The 17,476-nt window shown below is 44.4% G+C and carries 13 protein-coding genes, 1 tRNA gene and 1 pseudogene; 11 read left to right on the plus strand and 4 right to left on the minus strand.

The window, feature by feature from the left end; genetic code table 11:
* The first annotated feature begins 4 nt into the window (after positions 1 to 4).
* Positions 5 to 1,027 carry a hypothetical protein gene (locus tag ACGHVY_RS15025; RefSeq protein ID WP_390599608.1) on the plus strand — a complete coding sequence of 341 codons (1,023 nt, stop codon included), beginning with the start codon at positions 5 to 7 and terminating at the stop codon, positions 1,025 to 1,027.
* A 140-nt stretch (positions 1,028 to 1,167) separates the two neighbouring features.
* On the opposite strand, the pseudogene ACGHVY_RS15030 reads toward ACGHVY_RS15025, so the two are convergent.
* Positions 1,168 to 1,376 (minus strand): annotated as a pseudogene (locus ACGHVY_RS15030) (hypothetical protein); the annotation flags it as partial.
* 126 nt (positions 1,377 to 1,502) lie between these two features.
* Here ACGHVY_RS15030 and ACGHVY_RS15035 point away from each other — a divergent pair.
* Complete coding sequence (locus ACGHVY_RS15035; protein ID WP_390599609.1) at positions 1,503 to 2,315, plus strand: hypothetical protein; 813 nt, start codon at positions 1,503 to 1,505, stop codon at positions 2,313 to 2,315.
* A complete protein-coding gene (locus tag ACGHVY_RS15040) occupies positions 2,305 to 4,080 on the plus strand; it encodes a DUF4303 domain-containing protein (RefSeq protein WP_308745379.1) in 1,776 nt (591 codons plus the stop codon). Before ACGHVY_RS15035 ends, ACGHVY_RS15040 begins: the two co-directional genes overlap by 11 nt.
* A 555-nt stretch (positions 4,081 to 4,635) precedes the next feature.
* Here ACGHVY_RS15040 and ACGHVY_RS15045 read toward each other — a convergent pair.
* Positions 4,636 to 6,030, minus strand: coding sequence for an MATE family efflux transporter (locus ACGHVY_RS15045; protein ID WP_390599610.1), 1,395 nt, complete (start codon positions 6,028 to 6,030; stop codon positions 4,636 to 4,638).
* 75 nt (positions 6,031 to 6,105) lie between these two features.
* Here ACGHVY_RS15045 and lysS point away from each other — a divergent pair, with 75 nt between their 5' ends.
* The 3 genes from lysS to ACGHVY_RS15060 are packed head-to-tail and all read left to right on the plus strand — an operon-like array spanning position 6,106 to position 10,211.
* Positions 6,106 to 7,836, plus strand: coding sequence for a lysine--tRNA ligase (gene lysS / locus ACGHVY_RS15050; RefSeq protein ID WP_390599611.1), 1,731 nt, complete (start codon positions 6,106 to 6,108; stop codon positions 7,834 to 7,836).
* A 23-nt stretch (positions 7,837 to 7,859) separates the two neighbouring features.
* On the plus strand, positions 7,860 to 8,855 hold the full coding sequence (locus tag ACGHVY_RS15055; protein WP_308745381.1) for an NAD(P)H-dependent glycerol-3-phosphate dehydrogenase: 996 nt from the start codon (positions 7,860 to 7,862) through the stop codon (positions 8,853 to 8,855).
* Between the two features lie 18 nt (positions 8,856 to 8,873).
* Entirely contained in the window at positions 8,874 to 10,211 is a 1,338-nt protein-coding gene (locus ACGHVY_RS15060) for a glucose-6-phosphate isomerase (protein WP_390599612.1), read from the plus strand.
* Between the two features lie 99 nt (positions 10,212 to 10,310).
* On the opposite strand, the gene ACGHVY_RS15065 is transcribed toward ACGHVY_RS15060, so the two are convergent.
* Positions 10,311 to 10,814: a DUF5035 domain-containing protein gene (locus ACGHVY_RS15065; protein ID WP_308745383.1), complete on the minus strand. Its 504-nt coding sequence runs from the start codon at positions 10,812 to 10,814 to the stop codon at positions 10,311 to 10,313.
* A gap of 191 nt (positions 10,815 to 11,005) precedes the next feature.
* Here ACGHVY_RS15065 and ACGHVY_RS15070 point away from each other — a divergent pair, with 191 nt between their 5' ends.
* The 4 genes from ACGHVY_RS15070 (at position 11,006) to ACGHVY_RS15085 (ending at position 16,036) form a co-directional block, all read left to right on the plus strand.
* A complete protein-coding gene (locus ACGHVY_RS15070; protein WP_308745384.1) occupies positions 11,006 to 11,815 on the plus strand; it encodes a hypothetical protein in 810 nt (269 codons plus the stop codon).
* A 36-nt stretch (positions 11,816 to 11,851) separates the two neighbouring features.
* On the plus strand, positions 11,852 to 12,526 hold the full coding sequence (locus ACGHVY_RS15075) for an HAD family hydrolase (protein ID WP_390599613.1): 675 nt from the start codon (positions 11,852 to 11,854) through the stop codon (positions 12,524 to 12,526).
* A 50-nt stretch (positions 12,527 to 12,576) separates the two neighbouring features.
* Positions 12,577 to 15,429 carry a bifunctional fucokinase/fucose-1-phosphate guanylyltransferase gene (locus ACGHVY_RS15080; RefSeq protein WP_390599614.1) on the plus strand — a complete coding sequence of 951 codons (2,853 nt, stop codon included), beginning with the start codon at positions 12,577 to 12,579 and terminating at the stop codon, positions 15,427 to 15,429.
* A 181-nt stretch (positions 15,430 to 15,610) separates the two neighbouring features.
* Positions 15,611 to 16,036 carry a hypothetical protein gene (locus ACGHVY_RS15085; protein WP_390599615.1) on the plus strand — a complete coding sequence of 142 codons (426 nt, stop codon included), beginning with the start codon at positions 15,611 to 15,613 and terminating at the stop codon, positions 16,034 to 16,036.
* Positions 16,037 to 16,140: 104 nt separating this feature from the next.
* Here the strand turns inward: ACGHVY_RS15085 and ACGHVY_RS15090 are convergent.
* Positions 16,141 to 16,213 (minus strand) — tRNA-Arg (locus tag ACGHVY_RS15090).
* A gap of 221 nt (positions 16,214 to 16,434) precedes the next feature.
* Between ACGHVY_RS15090 and asnA the strand changes: the two genes are divergently transcribed.
* Complete coding sequence (gene asnA, locus ACGHVY_RS15095; RefSeq protein WP_308745388.1) at positions 16,435 to 17,472, plus strand: aspartate--ammonia ligase; 1,038 nt, start codon at positions 16,435 to 16,437, stop codon at positions 17,470 to 17,472.
* The last annotated feature ends 4 nt before the right edge of the window (positions 17,473 to 17,476 follow it).

Genomic DNA, 17,476 nt, shown 5'->3' on the forward strand with positions numbered 1-17,476 from the left:
CAATATGTGGAAATTAACTCCGCCGAGTCAACAAACTATAGACTGGTATCTTGATAAGAAACTTGCCGGTTTGAAAAATCGCATCACAAGTAGCGACAAACTTCCTGATGATGTCAAGGCAATTCTTGTTCCCAACTATCATGACTCGGATACTTCGGATGATTCGGAACTTAGAGGATTACTTATTGAATGGCCACAACAATCATTTGCCAGAAATCAAAGGCTGATGGCGGAAATATGCTGTCTGGAGCCATATCACTCTAATCAGGAGGAGCTGGAGAAATTAAAGAAACTGTTGGTTGATGTGTTCGATTATGAGAATCAGATTAGTGGAAGCAAAGCGACGTCTTACTACCTGACGTATATGCAGGGGCGTTTCACCTGCACTTATTGCAATATTCATTACATCATTACCGCAGTATCAGGCATGAAGCATGCCAAAGGAAATAAGTTGGGTAAGAATGATGAGGAAAGAATAGCGCGTCCCCAGCTAGACCATTGGTTTGATAAAGGTGACCATCCTCTTTTGTCGTTGAATATCTTCAACCTCATACCTTCTTGCCCGACTTGCAATACTACAGCAAAAGGTCGCACGCATTTCAGTTTGGATACACACATCCATCCCTATCTGTACGCAGAGGAGGATCCACGCTTTAAGTTTCAGATTGAGAAGTCACCCAATGACGCTTTGTTTCCCTTTCAGGTTGTTCTTGATATGCGGGAATCAACGCCTCAAGAAAAAGAGATGATTAAGGCTCTTTCTTTGCGGGAGATTTATGCTTATTACGGAGGTTTGGAGGCAAAGGACATCTATGATTTGGTAACCAGCTTCAGCCCTGTCTATCTTCAAACGCTGTTTAGGAGTTTGGGAGATAAATTTCATTTACCTATGGAAAACCTATATAAGATGATTTTTGGTGTTGAGTATCAAAACAACAATAACTTAGACAGACCGTTGTCTAAACTTAAACGAGATATTCTTACGCAATTAGGTTTCTTAGACGTCAATGGAAAATTTATTCTTTAGGACGTCAGATAAAATGTTGCGGTGAATCTGTCAGAAGACCGTAAAGAAGGAGAACGAATATTAAGCGTTTTTGATATGTTCGGATATCACATTACTTGATACCACATGAGATATTTAGAGTATTCTTATCAAATATCATATACAGCATACAAAGGCTTGCACACTTTTTGAGTTCTTAAAACATAGAGCAAATCATCATATTTAGACAGGATAAAATCGCGTTCCAACTTCTTTTCTTCTACAACTCTCGACAGGTAATCCGCCTCTAAATCAAGTTTTTTTTGTGAGCTTCCAGATAGGCAAGCAGAGTATCATCATCCAGAAACAATTGTTCACCAATTCGGGAACTATGCGTTGGTATAAGACGTGCCGGAAAATGGGCAGACAAACTCCGAAAGTAAAAAAAAACGTTCAACTAATAAGAGGTTATCATAGAAAATGAATATTTTTGCACTCAGATTGAATTAGATTTTTTATGACGAGGTTTAATCCAAAACATCCACAGGGCAAATACCCGGGCACAGCGACAATGAAGCCACAGTATGTGCTCATTACCGGGAATGGCGAGGAGCGCACAAGTCATGTGACCGTGCCAAAAATCATGAAGGCTGTGTATGAAATTGACTCCAACAAGTATGTCACTCTTGAAAAATGCTGTCCGGTCCGTCTTGTACGGGAAGCTGAGTTTTTCGCCATGAGTTTCTATCGCGACTCACACATTGCAGTTTATTTCAGAGTAAGGAAAAAGGTGCTCCGAATGGTTAAGAGCGGTTTTTCCTGCGAGGCGGCGGCCGACATGATGTGCGATTTCTTTCAGTCAGCCGGATTGTCCGATATGTCGGACTGGACGTGCGAGGAATTGAACCCCGTACCCCGAAAGAGTGAATCAAGCCTTAGTGTCGATGGCGAAGATTTCCGCTATTTCGGTAGTGCTGATGTTGTGGCAGCTCTTGAAAATATTATCGATGGCAAATCCGTATGGATGCTTTATGATTTTACCTGCGAGAACGGAGGGTATATAAACATTCGACGGTGTGGCGATGACTCAATACACACAGCAAAGTACAAAGTGGAATGTGTCAGATGGACTGAACCGACACCGACCGGATACCGGGCTGTCATATCTGATGTCACCCCCTTGCGGAACTGGCTGTGGAATCTGGTCGATGGTCGCAAATTTCCTGACCCCACACCTGAATGGGAGAGTTTTGATGTGACCGACTATTTCCAACGATTGGCTTTCAGGTTTTTAGACGAAGAAGATAAATTAGATAACGATGAACGGTAAATACAGTTTGCCCGTAGTGAAGGCAGTAGATATGATCTGGACGAGTTTCGACCGTGAAGAAATACGACGCGGCTACGCGATGCTTTTCCAGGCGGCGCAGCAAGGCGACGCCGATGCACTGGCATTCGTTGCCCGGTGCTTTATGGGTGAGGAATATGTGTGGAGCGGAGCCGGCTTCGCCACCGACAATGCCAATGCCTCAAAGCTGATTCAGAAAAGTGCGTTGATGGGCAGTGCCACCGGCGTGCTCTGTGCTGTAAGAAGCGGCAACTTCACCCCTGCCGTGCAGCGGGGGATGCCTTTCGCATCGTTCAAGGAAGCTTTCGAGGAGATTCTCAGTCAGGCGGAGCGTGGCAATGCGTTTTGCTGCTATATGATAGGCAATGTCTATTACTGGGGCGACTATCTACTTGTCGAACCAGAACTTGCCAAGCAATTCAAAACAGAGAACAAATACTATGCCTGGGCCTACCTGATAGCCAAAGAATGGTATGAGCGCAGTTTCAACGGACGCATCTGTGCCGGTTGGGGCAACTACTGCAAGATCCGCGAGTCGGGACTGTGCGACATCAAAAAAGATGTCTTTGAAGCTTATTACCAAGCCCTCGCAGAGATTTCCCCGGTGATTTGCAACAACTACGGACATTATCTCGGGCATGATAAGAAAAACCCTCAAGCAGCTCTGACATACTACGCTAAAGCTGCTTACCGTGGCGACCCACAGGGTGCGTACAATGCCGGTCACACCTACGAGGGAGGCGAGGAAGTGGAGGAAAATATCGAGGTCGCCTATCAGTTCTATGAAATGGCTGCCAAAGGAGGACATCCCGCGGGACAGTTCGAGATGGGTTACTATCATTTTGAAGGATGCGGCAGTGTGGAACAGGATTACGCCAAGGCTGTACAATGGTTTGAAAAGGCGTATGAGAATCCCAAATGCAGCGACGTCACCAAGACGCAGGCAGCCGCCTATCTCGGCATTTGCTGTCAGGACGGTTTGGGAGTGGTGCAGGACGATGACGCGGCGTTGGAGTATCTTCAGGAAGTTGAAGAGAGAATGGACGATTTATGGGATAGCATCAAGGGGAAGGTGCTCAATGCGCTGGGGGTGGCATACGCTTTCGGTCGTGGCACCGATGAAGATATAGAACTTGGCTACCAATATTTCGAAGATGCTGCAAAACTCGATTCGGAGGAAGCAAAAGAGTATCTACAATATATAAATTCATCGGAGTACGAATCTGATGAACGGGTAAAGAAAACAAAGGATATAGATTCGTTTTATCAGGGATTGGCAGAAAGAATCAGAGAGGCTGCCGAAAAAGATTTGCATGAAGTTCTTGAGCAAATAGGAGATGAACATATTTATACGGCAGCCTTGGTCACCGACAGATACTGCTGCACCCTGTTCCTCGCAGTAAACACCGTTGAGTTTCTGAATGGGAACGGCGGACCGGACAGCGAGAGCAAATGGTATCCCGATGAATGGGGGTATTCTGACGCCGACAACAGCGAACTGTCGAAACTCAGCAAATTGCTGTGGGAACATCACGACAATCTGCCGGGCGAAGCCTTTTTCTTCGATGCCATCATATCCGCTATGAAACAACTCAAGGAGGCGGGAACATTCGGGGGACGCTCGGAAGAGATAACATTCTTTGTCTCCATATCGGATGATGAAGAGGCTGAGAATCTTGAAGATTTTTCAGCAAAACTGCTGAACTCGCCGGAACTGGCAGCCGCGTTTTTGAATCGGGACAAATGAACCAATCTACAAGAATCATGATAAAGTATCAGGACAAATACATTCGCTCACTATTTGAAAGCAGCGGAAGCAAAATAATCAAATTCACTAATTTGCCTTACGATAAAGAACCTCAATGTTTAGCGTGTATAAACCTCCTGAATTATCGGTAATTGTGATAGTCGAATTTCCCGTAGAGAGCGGAGTAATGTTAATATGCATACTCTCCAGAGTAACATTAACTACTGTTTCGTCCGAGTTGCTGATAGCATAATGACCATCACCACCGAAAATTATCAATTGAGTTTTGTCAGATGCAGGAAACAATAAGCTAACCCGATTACCTTCTACCGGATTTGGCTTGTCATTATAAATGGCATAATGTAATTGAATGGGCTTGTTATCATCATCTTTACTACATCCTGTACTAAAAACAACCAATAGAGACACTAGTAAGAGACTTTAGAGCATCAGGTATTTTCTTTCGCATTATCATGTACACATCCTCATAATCTTTTGCTACCTCATTCGCCAACTCCTCGTATGTCATTTGTGCAGTTATCATATTTTCATTTTTTAATGTTTCATATTATTGTTCGACAACGAAAACTGCCGGAACTGCCACCAAAGCATTGTTCCCGCTATCAGGCTGGCTGTCAGGTCGGAAATCGGCATACTTATCCAGACTCCTAATTGCCCATAATAGTGAGGAAGAATCAGTAGGCAGGGAATGAGAATAAGAACCTGGCGGGATATCGAAAGGAAGATTGCCTTACTTGCCATACCGATGCTCTGAAAGAAATTGGAAGTCACCATTTGAAAACCGACAATGGGGAAGAACATCACCACAATACGTAACCCTTTGGCAGAAATATCCACCAATTCTTCGTGCGTCGTAAAGATAGAAACCGCTAAATCGGGAATCAACATTCCCATCAGGAATCCGGCAGTAGTAACAATCGTTGCGGCATAAATCGTTATTTTCAATACTTTTGTCACACGCGGATATTGTTTGGCTCCATAATTGTAGCCGGCAATCGGCTGCATACCCTGGTTCAGTCCCATTACAATCATGACAAAGAGGAATACCAGCCGGTTTACTATTCCGAACGCTCCGATAGCCAAATCGCCGCCATGATGCTGCAAGCCTTGATTGATTAGAATTACGATGAAGCAGGCTGCCAGATTCATAAGGAAAGGCGCCATACCAATAGCCAAAGAATCGGCTACTATTTTCTTCTTCAACCGGAAAATTCCTTTATGGAAATGCAAGAGTTCTTCTTTGTTAGAAAACAGTTTGAACTGCCATGCCAATGCGATGACCTGTGCCGTAATAGTAGCAATAGCCGCTCCCTGTATCCCCCAGCCGAAGCCATAAATAAAAACAGGATCGAGTATTGTATTAATCACCACCGTAGCAATTGTGGCATACATCGCCTTCTGCGGATGTCCCGCCGAACGAAGCACGGCATTCAGCCCTAAATAAAGGTGAGTGATGACGTTACCCAATAAGATAACGACCATATAATCACGGGCATAACCTACCGTGGCGTCACTACCGCCGAAGAAATAAAGAATAGGGTCGAGAAAAATCAGTGTGACCACCGTAAAAACAAGTCCGATAATGATATTCAGTACCAGCACATTGCCGAGTACCCGTTGTGCGGTGTCGTAATCTTTCTGACCCAGTTTTACAGAAACCAGTGTAGCCGCTCCCACACCGACCAGCGAACCGAAAGCAGCGGCAAGATTCATCAGCGGAAAGGTCAGCGCCAATCCGGAGATAGCCATTGCCCCTACCCCGTGACCGATGAAAATACTGTCTACCATATTATATAAAGAAGACGCCGTCATGGCGATAATTGCCGGAATGGCATACTGCATTAAAAGCTTCCCAATCTTTTCCGTTCCCAACGCAGTGGGTGTCTTTTGTCCTGTCATACCTATTAGTTTGAGGGCGCAAAGATACAAAAAAGAGACAGATTACGGGATATATGAGAAAAGTTTCGTATTTTTGCCCACAAAATTGAGTTAATACGTAACGAAATGAATATACTAGAACTAAGTGAACAGGAAATCATTCGACGCAACAGCCTGAATGAGCTTCGTGCAATGGGTATCGACCCATACCCTGCAGCAGAGTATGTAACCAATGCTTTCTCTACAGATATCAAAGCTGAATTCAAAGATGAGGACGAGCCGCGCCAGGTTTCCGTAGCCGGTCGTATCATGAGCCGCCGCGTAATGGGTAAAGCTTCTTTTATCGAATTGCAGGACTCTAAAGGCCGTATCCAGGTGTACATCACCCGTGATGACATCTGCCCGGGAGAAGACAAGGAATTGTACAACGCTGTATTCAAACGCCTGCTCGACTTAGGTGACTTTATCGGTATCGAAGGTTTTGTATTCCGCACACAAATGGGTGAAATCAGTATCCATGCAAAGAAACTGACCGTACTTGCAAAATCTATCAAACCGCTACCTATCGTAAAATACAAAGACGGTGTAGCTTACGACTCTTTTGAAGATCCCGAACTCCGTTACCGCCAACGCTATGTAGACCTGGTGGTAAACGATGGCGTAAAAGAAACATTCCTGAAGCGTGCCACCGTAGTGAAAACACTGCGCAACGCTCTCGATGAAGCCGGATATACTGAAGTGGAAACTCCTATCCTGCAATCCATCGCCGGCGGAGCAAGCGCACGTCCGTTCATCACTCACCATAACTCACTGGATATAGACCTTTACCTGCGCATCGCAACGGAACTTTATCTGAAGAGACTGATTGTAGGCGGTTTTGAAGGTGTATATGAAATCGGCAAGAACTTCCGCAACGAGGGTATGGATAAAACTCACAATCCGGAATTTACCTGCATGGAACTTTATGTCCAGTACAAGGATTATAACTGGATGATGAATTTCACCGAAAAACTGCTGGAACGTATCTGTATCGCTGTAAACGGTTGTACGGAAAGCGTTGTTGACGGAAAGACTATCAGTTTCAAAGCTCCTTACCGCCGTCTGCCTATCCTTGATGCCATCAAGGAAAAGACCGGATACGACCTGAACGGCAAGAGTGAAGAAGAAATCCGCCAAGTCTGCAAGGAACTGAAGATGGAGGAAATCGACGACACAATGGGTAAAGGCAAGCTGATTGACGAAATCTTCGGCGAATTCTGCGAAGGTACTTACATCCAGCCGACTTTCATCACCGATTATCCTGTTGAAATGTCTCCGCTGACCAAAATGCACCGTTCCAAACCGGGGCTGACCGAACGTTTCGAATTGATGGTGAACGGCAAGGAACTTGCTAACGCCTACTCGGAATTGAACGACCCGATTGATCAGGAAGAGCGTTTCAAAGAACAGATGCGCCTGGCTGACAAGGGTGACGACGAAGCAATGATTATCGACCAGGACTTCCTGCGTTCTTTACAATATGGTATGCCTCCAACATCGGGTATCGGTATCGGTATCGACCGTCTGGTTATGTTAATGACCGGTCAGACTACTATCCAGGAAGTACTATTCTTCCCGCAAATGCGTCCGGAAAAGGTAGTGAAGAAAGATGCAGCCGCCAAATATATGGAATTGGGAATCGCAGAAGAATGGGTTCCGGTTATTCAGAAAGCCGGCTACAACACTGTAGAAGACATGAAAGATGTCAATGTGCAAAAACTGCATCAAGACATTTGCGGCATCAACAAGAAATACAAATTAGAATTGGCCAATCCGTCGGTAAACGATGTAACTGAATGGATACAGAAAATTAAATAAGTTCTTCATCCAAATCCATACAAATGAAATTACCCGGTAAGATAGCGATAATGGGCGGTGGAAGTTGGGCCACAGCTATTGCGAAGATGTGTCTGGCTCAAGAAGACTCTATCAATTGGTATATGCGACGCGATGACCGTATCGCCGATTTCAAGAGATTAGGGCACAATCCGGCTTATCTGACAGGAGTGAAATTCGACACAAAGCGTATCACTTTCAGTTCCAACATCAATGATGTTGTGAAAGAATCGGATACGCTGATTTTCGTCACTCCGTCCCCTTATCTGAAGGCTCACCTGAAAAAGCTGAAAACCAAGATAAGGGATAAGTTTATCATCACCGCTATCAAAGGAATCGTACCCGATGATAACGTTATCGTATCAGAATACTTCACCAAAGAATATGGCGTCCCTCCCGAAAACATCGCTGTACTGGCAGGTCCCTGCCACGCAGAAGAGGTAGCCCTGGAACGCCTTTCTTACCTGACCATCGCCTGTCCGGACAAAGACAAAGCACGTATCTTCGCGCGTCGGCTGGGAAGCAGTTTTATCAAGACATCTGTCAGCGATGACGTCGCAGGCATCGAATACAGCTCGGTACTCAAAAATGTGTATGCCATCGCCGCCGGTATCTGCAGCGGACTGAAATATGGCGACAACTTTCAGGCCGTACTGATTTCCAACGCCATCCAGGAAATGAACCGTTTCCTGAATACGGTGCATCCACTGAACAGAAACGTGGATGAATCTGTTTATCTGGGTGACTTGCTGGTGACGGGATATTCCAACTTCAGCCGTAACCGGACATTCGGTACGATGATAGGAAAAGGATATTCCGTAAAAAGCGCACAGATTGAAATGGAAATGATTGCCGAAGGTTACTACGGTACGAAGTGTATCAAAGAAATCAACAAGCATCATCATGTCAATATGCCGATACTGGACGCTGTATACAACATCCTGTATGAACGTATCTCGCCTATGATCGAGATTAAATTACTAACTGATTCTTTTAGATAACCTTTAAACAAGAACGATATGATTAGCTTGAACATTGAAAAGACTTTTGGATTTATCTCCAAAGAAAAGGTTTTTGCTTACGAAACTGAAGTAAAAGCCGCACAGGAAATGCTTGAAAAAGGAACAGGCAAAGGTAATGACTTTTTAGGATGGTTACACCTGCCTTCTTCTATCACCAAAGAACATCTGGAAGATCTGAATGCTACTGCAAAAGTATTGAGGGATAATTGCGAAGTAGTAATCATTGCCGGTATCGGTGGCAGCTATCTGGGCGCGCGTGCTGTAATCGAAGCGTTGTCTAACAGTTTCACCTGGTTGCAAGACAAGAAAACGGCTCCTGTCATGATTTATGCCGGACATAATATCAGCGAAGACTATCTGTATGAACTCACTGAATATCTGAAAGACAAGAAGTTCGGTGTTATCAATATCTCCAAATCGGGAACAACAACCGAAACAGCACTTGCGTTCCGTCTGTTGAAAAAACAATGCGAAGACCAACGTGGCAAGGAAACTGCAAAGCAGGTTATCGTAGCCGTTACAGACGCCAAGAAAGGTGCTGCACGTGTTACTGCCGATAAGGAAGGATACAAGACATTCATCATCCCCGATAACGTAGGCGGACGCTTCTCTGTTCTGACTCCGGTTGGTTTGCTGCCGATTGCAGTTGCCGGATTCGATATTGAAAAGCTGGTTGCCGGTGCTGCCGATATGGAAAAAGCATGCGGTGCAGACGTTCCGTTTGCCGAAAACCCTGCTGCTATCTATGCCGCTACCCGTAACGAACTGTACAGAAGCGGAAAGAAAATCGAAATTCTCGTCAACTTCTGCCCGAAACTGCATTATGTAAGCGAATGGTGGAAACAGCTTTACGGAGAATCAGAAGGTAAAGACAACAAGGGGATTTTCCCTGCATCAGTAGACTTCTCTACCGACCTTCACTCTATGGGACAATGGATTCAGGAAGGTGAACGTTCTATCTTCGAAACTGTCATCTCACTGGATAAGGTAGACCATAAACTGGAAGTTCCTTCTGACGAGGCTAACCTCGACGGTCTGAATTTCTTAGCCGGCAAACGTGTGGACGAAGTGAACAAGATGGCGGAACTCGGCACTCAGTTGGCTCACGTAGATGGTGGCGTACCTAATATGCGTATCGTTCTCCCTTCATTGAGCGAATACAATATCGGCGGTCTGCTGTATTTCTTCGAAAAGGCTTGCGGTATCAGCGGTTATCTGCTGGGCGTGAATCCGTTCAATCAACCGGGCGTAGAAGCATACAAGAAGAATATGTTTGCTCTGCTCAACAAACCGGGTTACGAAGAAGAATCTAAAGCTATTCGTGCTAAACTGTAATAGAATAAAGTCTGTATATAAAAAAAGAAGCGATTTTCTGTAAATCGCTTCTTTTTTTATATACTGTACCGAAGTTGTTTTTATTCTTCTTCGTCACCTTTATTCTTTTTCGTCATCGACTTTTGTTTTTAAGCCGATTTCTTCTTGAGCTCCTTCACATTCAGCTTTAGAGGAAAGATAGAATTCCAGTCTTACATCACCATTCTTATCCACATGCTCAATGGTAGCCCGCACCATAATTCTGGTTTGCTTCACACCGTCTTTAAAACGCAGTTGTCCTTTCTCTTCATCCGTCAGATTTCCTTCGGTAGATACTTCTGTCTTTTCATAGAAAAGTTTGGTATCCAGTTCGTCATCGTTCTGAAGTTTAAAGGTTTTCAGTTCGGCACCGTTCCCATCCAAAAACAAAAGGGCTTTTACTTCATCACCCACTTTCAAGTCCGGCAGTTCATCCATCTTATTGGCATAGTCTTCTTCCTTAGCTCCATCACTATTCGATTCAGCCTTCACATATAGCTTTTCGATTTTAATCACAGGACTTTCCCCGCTATTGGAACAAGCGCCTAAAAACAATGGTAGCAACAATAATACTCTCTTTTTCATGCTATCGTCGAGTTTATAATGCTACAAAAATACACATAATCTTCTAAACAACAAACATTTGTGTAGTTAATCACATAATAGCCTTGTTTACAACTATCTTGGCATTCTACTTCATCTCTCATTTTTTATCATTATCTTTGTCTCGTATATAGAGATAGTTAAAAAAACGACTCAACTAAAAAAATAACAAAATGGAACGGAATCTATTAAAGAAATCCTACGGATTCGTGCTACTATGTAGCTTATTATTATTGATGGTATCAATCAGCAGTTGTCAGGAAAGCAAACTCAAAGCAGTGATTGCCATCGCAAATAAACAATGCCCAATGGACATGGGAGAAGTCGGAACAATTACCAGCATCGTTTATGATGGCGGTAATGTAGTGTACACGCTCAATATGAATGAGAGTATTACCGATATAGCCATATTGAAAGACAATCCCGAAAGCATGAAAGAGTCCATAAAAATTATGTTCCGGAATCCGGCGAAGGATGTCAAAGAAATGCTAAAACTGGTAGCCGAATGTAACGCAGGACTTCAAATGAAGTTCGTAGGAAAAGACTCGGGCGAAGAAGCGGTTTGCGGCATCACTCCCGAAGAAGTGAAAGAAGTTCTCAAGGCAGAATCCGACCCGTCACAAAGCGAACGTGCCAAACTCGAGGCGCAACTGAAAATGGCGAACTTGCAATTCCCGATGCAGGCAAGTGAAGAAATTCTTATAGAGAAGATTGAACTCAGTGACGAATCGGTCGTATATATCTGTAAAGTAGATGAAGACGTATGCCCCATCAGTCAGATTGAAACAAATGCGGAAGAAGTAAAGAAAGGAATTGTAGCAAATTTGGCGGCGCAGTCCGACCCGGCAACCCAGGTATTCTTGAAAACCTGTATCAATAATGACAAAAGCGTAGCTTACAGATATATCGGAACGAAATCAGGCAATCACTATGATATAGTCGTCACCCTGCCCGAACTGAAGAAAATGATAATAAAAAAATAAGTATTACGAAAAAAAAGATTCTACGACGTACTGAGTATGAAAAATAAACTGAAAGCCGTCCTGTTCGACATGGACGGCGTACTTTTCAACTCTATGCCTTATCATTCCGAAGCCTGGCATAAAGTAATGAAATCTCACGGGCTTACTCTCAGCCGCGAAGAAGCGTATATGCACGAAGGACGGACGGGAGCTGCCACTATCAATATCGTATTTCAACGTGAATTGGGCAGAGAAGCTACTCAGGAAGAGATAGAAAGCATCTATCAGGAGAAAAGCGTCCTGTTCAACTCATATGCGGAAGCGGAACGTATGCCCGGTGCATGGGAGTTATTACAGAAAATAAAGAGCGAGGGACTGGTTCCTATGGTAGTGACCGGCTCAGGTCAGCTATCACTGCTCGAACGACTGGAACATAACTTTCCGGAAATGTTCAAAAAGGAACTGATGGTTACGGCATTCGATGTAAAATACGGCAAGCCGCATCCGGAACCTTATCTGATGGCGCTTAAAAAAGGCGGATTGAACGCGGACGAAGCCGTTGTTATAGAGAATGCTCCGTTGGGAGTGGAAGCCGGACACAAAGCAGGTATCTTCACGATTGCTGTAAACACAGGGCCGCTGAACGGACAGGTATTACTGGATGCGGGAGCCGGTTTGTTATTCCCCTCCATGCAAGCGCTTTGTGATGCCTGGGACAACCTGGACATATAAACATCTGTTTCATTCATTAATACGTTTATCTTTAAAATACCGATTCTACCATGCAAAAGTTATTATCCTTACCCCCTAACTTAATCCATTGTTTTCACGAACTGGAAGAAGTGAATCACGCCGACTGGTTTTGTACGTCAGACCCTATTGGAAGCAAACTGGGTTCCGGCGGTGGAACTACCTGGCTGCTGCAAGCCTGCCATCAGGAATTCGCACCTCAGGATACTTTTAGCGACTGGATAGGGCGTGAGAAGAGAATACTGCTTCATGCAGGCGGACAAAGTCGCCGTCTGCCAAGTTACGGGCCTTCCGGTAAGATATTAACTCCCATTCCCATTTTCAGTTGGGAACGGGGACAAAAATTAGGACAGAATCTGCTGTCATTACAGCTCCCATTATACGAAAGAATCATGAAGCAGGCCCCCGCCGGGCTGAACACTTTGATAGCCAGCGGAGATGTGTATATCCGTTCGGAAAAGCCGTTGCAAGACATTCCCAATGTAGACGTCGTGTGCTACGGTCTTTGGGTGAACCCATCCCTGGCAACGCACCACGGTGTGTTTGTATCCGACCGGAAGCGCCCGGAAGTTCTTGACTTCATGTTGCAGAAACCCTCACTCGAAGAATTGGAGAGTTTATCCAAGACGCATCTTTTCCTGATGGACATCGGCATTTGGATACTGAGCGACCGTGCCGTGGAAGTATTGATGAAGCGTTCATTAAAAGAAGGGACGAACGATATTAATTATTATGATTTATATTCGGACTACGGACTGGCTTTGGGCGAGCACCCCAAAACAGAAGATAAAGAAATCAACCAACTGTCCGTAGCCATATTGCCTTTACCAGGCGGAGAATTTTATCACTATGGCACAAGCCATGAACTGATTTCTTCCACACTGTCCATCCAGGATAAGGTACGCGACCAAAGAAAAATCATGCACCGGAAAGTAAAGCCCAATCCGGCCATTTTCATTCAGAATTCCATCACGCAGATTTCTCTTTCTGCCGATAATGCCAACCTTTGGATTGAGAACAGCCATATAGGAGAAGGCTGGAAACTGGGGTCCCGCCAAATCATCACCGGAGTACCAGAGAATCATTGGGACATTTGTCTGCCGGATGGTATCTGTGTGGATATTATTCCTGTCGGGGAACATGATTTCGTAGCCCGCCCATATGGATTGGATGATGTATTCAAAGGAGCGTTGGAAAAAGCCACGACTACTTACCTCAATATCCCGTTCCCACAATGGATGGCAGAAAGAGGGATTACATGGAACGACATAAAAGGACGCACGGACGATTTGCAAGCAGCTTCCATTTTCCCAAAAGTCGCTTCCGTAGAAGAGCTGGGTATATTAGTACGCTGGATGACATCAGAGCCGCAACTGAAAGAAGGAAAAGAACTTTGGTTGAAAGCAGAAAAAGTTTCGGCTGATGAAATTTCGGCGGGCGCTAATCTTAAACGCCTTTATACACAACGCAGCAGTTTCCGCAAAGAAAATTGGAAAGGGCTGGCAGCCAACTACGAAAAGAGTGTTTTCTATCAACTCGATTTACAGAACGCTGCCAATGAATTTGTACGTTTAGATTTAAATGTTCCTAATGCTCTGAAAGAGGATGCCGCACCAATGGTCCGGATACACAACCGGATGCTTCGTGCACGGATTATGAAGTTACGTGGAGACGACTCCTGGCAAAAGGAAGAACAGGCAGCTTTCCAATTGCTTCGTGACGGTTTACTGGGAGTTATGCCGGAACGCAAAAACCGTCCTGTGCTCAGTGTCTATTCCGACCAAATCGTATGGGGACGCAGTCCCGTGCGGATTGATGTTGCCGGGGGATGGACAGATACTCCGCCCTATTCTCTCTATTCCGGTGGAAGTGTAGTTAATCTCGCCATCGAATTGAACGGGCAGCCACCATTACAGGTATATGTGAAACCCTGTAAAGAATATCACATCGTACTCCGCTCCATCGACATGGGAGCAATGGAAATTATCAGGAATTATGAAGAACTGCAAGACTATAAGAAAGTCGGCTCTCCGTTCTCCATTCCCAAAGCAGCGCTTAGCCTGGCAGGCTTTGCACCGGCGTTCTCTGCTGAAGTTTACGCCTCGTTGGAAGAGCATTTGAAAGCTTTCGGCTCGGGAATAGAAATTACGCTATTGGCTGCCATCCCGGCAGGCTCCGGCTTGGGAACCAGTTCTATCCTGGCGTCCACCGTTCTCGGAGCTATCAACGATTTCTGCGGACTGGCATGGGACAAGAATGATATTTGCAGCTACACATTAGTATTAGAACAACTCCTGACCACAGGCGGTGGTTGGCAAGACCAATACGGCGGTGTATTCTCAGGCGTCAAACTGCTCCAATCCGAAGCCGGTTTTGAACAAAACCCTCTAGTACGCTGGCTACCCGACCAACTCTTTGTCCATCCCGATTATCGCGACTGCCACTTGCTATACTATACAGGAATCACCCGCACGGCCAAAGGCATATTGGCCGAGATTGTCAGCTCCATGTTCCTCAATTCGGGTATGCATCTGAGCTTGTTGGCTGAAATGAAAGCACACGCCATGGATATGAGCGAAGCTATTCTACGCGGCAATTTTAGTAGTTTCGCCAATTTGGTAGGCAAAACCTGGATACAAAACCAGGCATTGGACTGCGGCACGAATCCACCGGCAGTAGCGGCTATTATCGAGATGATTAAGGATTATACATTAGGATACAAACTTCCCGGAGCAGGTGGGGGCGGTTACTTATACATGATAGCCAAAGACCCGCAAGCGGCAGGACAAATCCGCCGGATACTGACGGAGCATGCTCCTAATCCTCGTGCCCGCTTCGTAGAAATGACGCTTTCCGAAAAAGGACTCCAAGTCTCAAGAAGCTAAGAACCTCAAAAAACAAGCTTGGGCATAGAATCCGATTTTCCGTCTATGTCCAAGCTCTAATTCTCAAGCCTCAATTACTGTTAATATATAATGCAAAAGTTGTACATTTGCAAACTTTATAAATAAAATCAAGCTTAACACAGTAAACAAAGAAAAAATATAAAACCTATAAAATACAAATATGAAATTACTTAAATTATTATTCGTTGTTCTGTTATTCTCTTGCAATAACGATTCAACAGAGACTCTGGAAACGGGAGAACCAAAACAAATTATCGTAGAAATGGAAAATCCTGATGCTACGGATATAACAGATGTCTCTGGTACTTATAATCTCGAGAAGAATAAAGAATACTGTGTTCGGGAAGATGGCAAGTATAAGATTTTTTTAGCCAAAGATTATTATACGGATGAAAAAGAAAAGGAACAGGAAATTCTTTTCTACTCCATTTTTGACGTAGCAAAGCAAGCCCCCGTCTACTTTACCGAAAAAATAGACGTAGCCAAAAGACTTGAAAGGGAGTGGGAATATTATGATAAAAAAAACACTCCAGCAAACACTGATAAAAAACTAGTTTGTACTTCTCGGATAAAAGAAGAAGAATAAATACATCATCACTTATATTTTTAGCAGATACCGGACAAGTAGTGAAAACATCATAAAGAAAAACCGCAACTACTTCTTGATGAAGTTATTGCGGTTTTCTAATGTGACCCCGGTGCGATTCAAACGCACGACCTTCAGAACCGGAATCTGACGCTCTATTCACTAAGCTACGGGGCCATTCTTTTCAAATGCGATGGCAAAAGTATAAAAAAACTTCTCATTTTCCTAATGTTTCTTCTTTTTTTATACTTCTCATGTCACTTCTCATCATCCGGTCTCTATTATTTTGAAATGCTTTAGAGCACTTACTTTATCAATTTGACAATCTTTTAGAGAATATCCGTTACATATATCAATTTTATTCCTATCTTTGCCGACAATTAACATTCAACAAACCTATGAGTTACTTGATAAAACCAAAGAACTATAACCCGCTACTCGACCTCAAACAGACCGAGCTGGGAATCAAACAAATAAAAGAGTTCTTCCAGTTAAACTTATCATCCGAATTGCGCCTCCGACGTGTGACTGCCCCCCTGTTTGTGTTGAAAGGAATGGGTATCAATGATGACTTAAATGGAATAGAACGTCCTGTTTCTTTCCCTATCAAAGACCTGGGCGACGCACAAGCAGAAGTGGTTCATTCATTGGCTAAATGGAAAAGACTGACATTAGCCGATTACCATATCGAACCCGGATATGGCATTTATACAGACATGAACGCCATCCGCTCTGATGAAGAACTGGGCAACCTCCACTCCCTCTATGTAGACCAATGGGACTGGGAACGTGTCATCACTAACGAAGACAGAAACATACACTTCCTGAAGGAAATCGTAAACCGCATCTATGCGGCCATGATCCGCACGGAATATATGGTATATGAAATGTATCCTCAAATCAAGCCATGCTTGCCACAGAAGCTACACTTCATTCACTCGGAAGAGTTACGCCAACTCTATCCCGACCTGGAACCGAAATGCCGCGAACATGCTATCTGCAAAAAATACGGAGCCGTATTTATCATAGGTATAGGTTGCAAACTAAGTGACGGCAAGAAACATGACGGACGTGCACCGGACTATGATGACTACACAACAAAAGGCCTGAACGACCTTCCCGGACTCAACGGTGACCTGCTGTTGTGGGACGATGTGCTGCAACGCTCCATCGAACTGTCATCCATGGGTATCCGTGTAGACAAAGAAGCCCTGCAACGTCAGTTAAAAGAAGAGAAAGAAGAAAAAAGACTTGAACTTTATTTCCACAAGCGACTGATGAACGACACCCTTCCATTATCTATCGGCGGTGGTATCGGACAATCCCGTTTGTGTATGTTCTACCTGCGCAAAGCCCATATCGGAGAAATACAAGCCAGCATCTGGCCCGAAGATATGCGCAAGGAATGTGCGGAACTTGAAATACATCTTATATAATTAC

It is taken from the genome of Bacteroides sp. f07 (assembly GCF_042854785.1).
Taxonomy (GTDB): domain Bacteria; phylum Bacteroidota; class Bacteroidia; order Bacteroidales; family Bacteroidaceae; genus Bacteroides.

What these genes read in the sequence shown, in the direction of transcription:
- ACGHVY_RS15075 (WP_390599613.1), top strand. Translation starts at nt 11,852, where the DNA reads ATGAAAAATAAACTGAAAGCCGTCCTGTTCGACATGGACGGCGTACTT.
- ACGHVY_RS15065 (WP_308745383.1), bottom strand. Translation starts at nt 10,814, where the DNA reads ATGAAAAAGAGAGTATTATTGTTGCTACCATTGTTTTTAGGCGCTTGT.
- asnA (WP_308745388.1), top strand. Translation starts at nt 16,435, where the DNA reads ATGAGTTACTTGATAAAACCAAAGAACTATAACCCGCTACTCGACCTC.
- ACGHVY_RS15025 (WP_390599608.1), top strand. Translation starts at nt 5, where the DNA reads ATGTGGAAATTAACTCCGCCGAGTCAACAAACTATAGACTGGTATCTT.
- ACGHVY_RS15070 (WP_308745384.1), top strand. Translation starts at nt 11,006, where the DNA reads ATGGAACGGAATCTATTAAAGAAATCCTACGGATTCGTGCTACTATGT.
- ACGHVY_RS15035 (WP_390599609.1), top strand. Translation starts at nt 1,503, where the DNA reads ATGACGAGGTTTAATCCAAAACATCCACAGGGCAAATACCCGGGCACA.
- ACGHVY_RS15055 (WP_308745381.1), top strand. Translation starts at nt 7,860, where the DNA reads ATGAAATTACCCGGTAAGATAGCGATAATGGGCGGTGGAAGTTGGGCC.
- ACGHVY_RS15060 (WP_390599612.1), top strand. Translation starts at nt 8,874, where the DNA reads ATGATTAGCTTGAACATTGAAAAGACTTTTGGATTTATCTCCAAAGAA.
- lysS (WP_390599611.1), top strand. Translation starts at nt 6,106, where the DNA reads ATGAATATACTAGAACTAAGTGAACAGGAAATCATTCGACGCAACAGC.
- ACGHVY_RS15080 (WP_390599614.1), top strand. Translation starts at nt 12,577, where the DNA reads ATGCAAAAGTTATTATCCTTACCCCCTAACTTAATCCATTGTTTTCAC.
- ACGHVY_RS15085 (WP_390599615.1), top strand. Translation starts at nt 15,611, where the DNA reads ATGAAATTACTTAAATTATTATTCGTTGTTCTGTTATTCTCTTGCAAT.
- ACGHVY_RS15040 (WP_308745379.1), top strand. Translation starts at nt 2,305, where the DNA reads ATGAACGGTAAATACAGTTTGCCCGTAGTGAAGGCAGTAGATATGATC.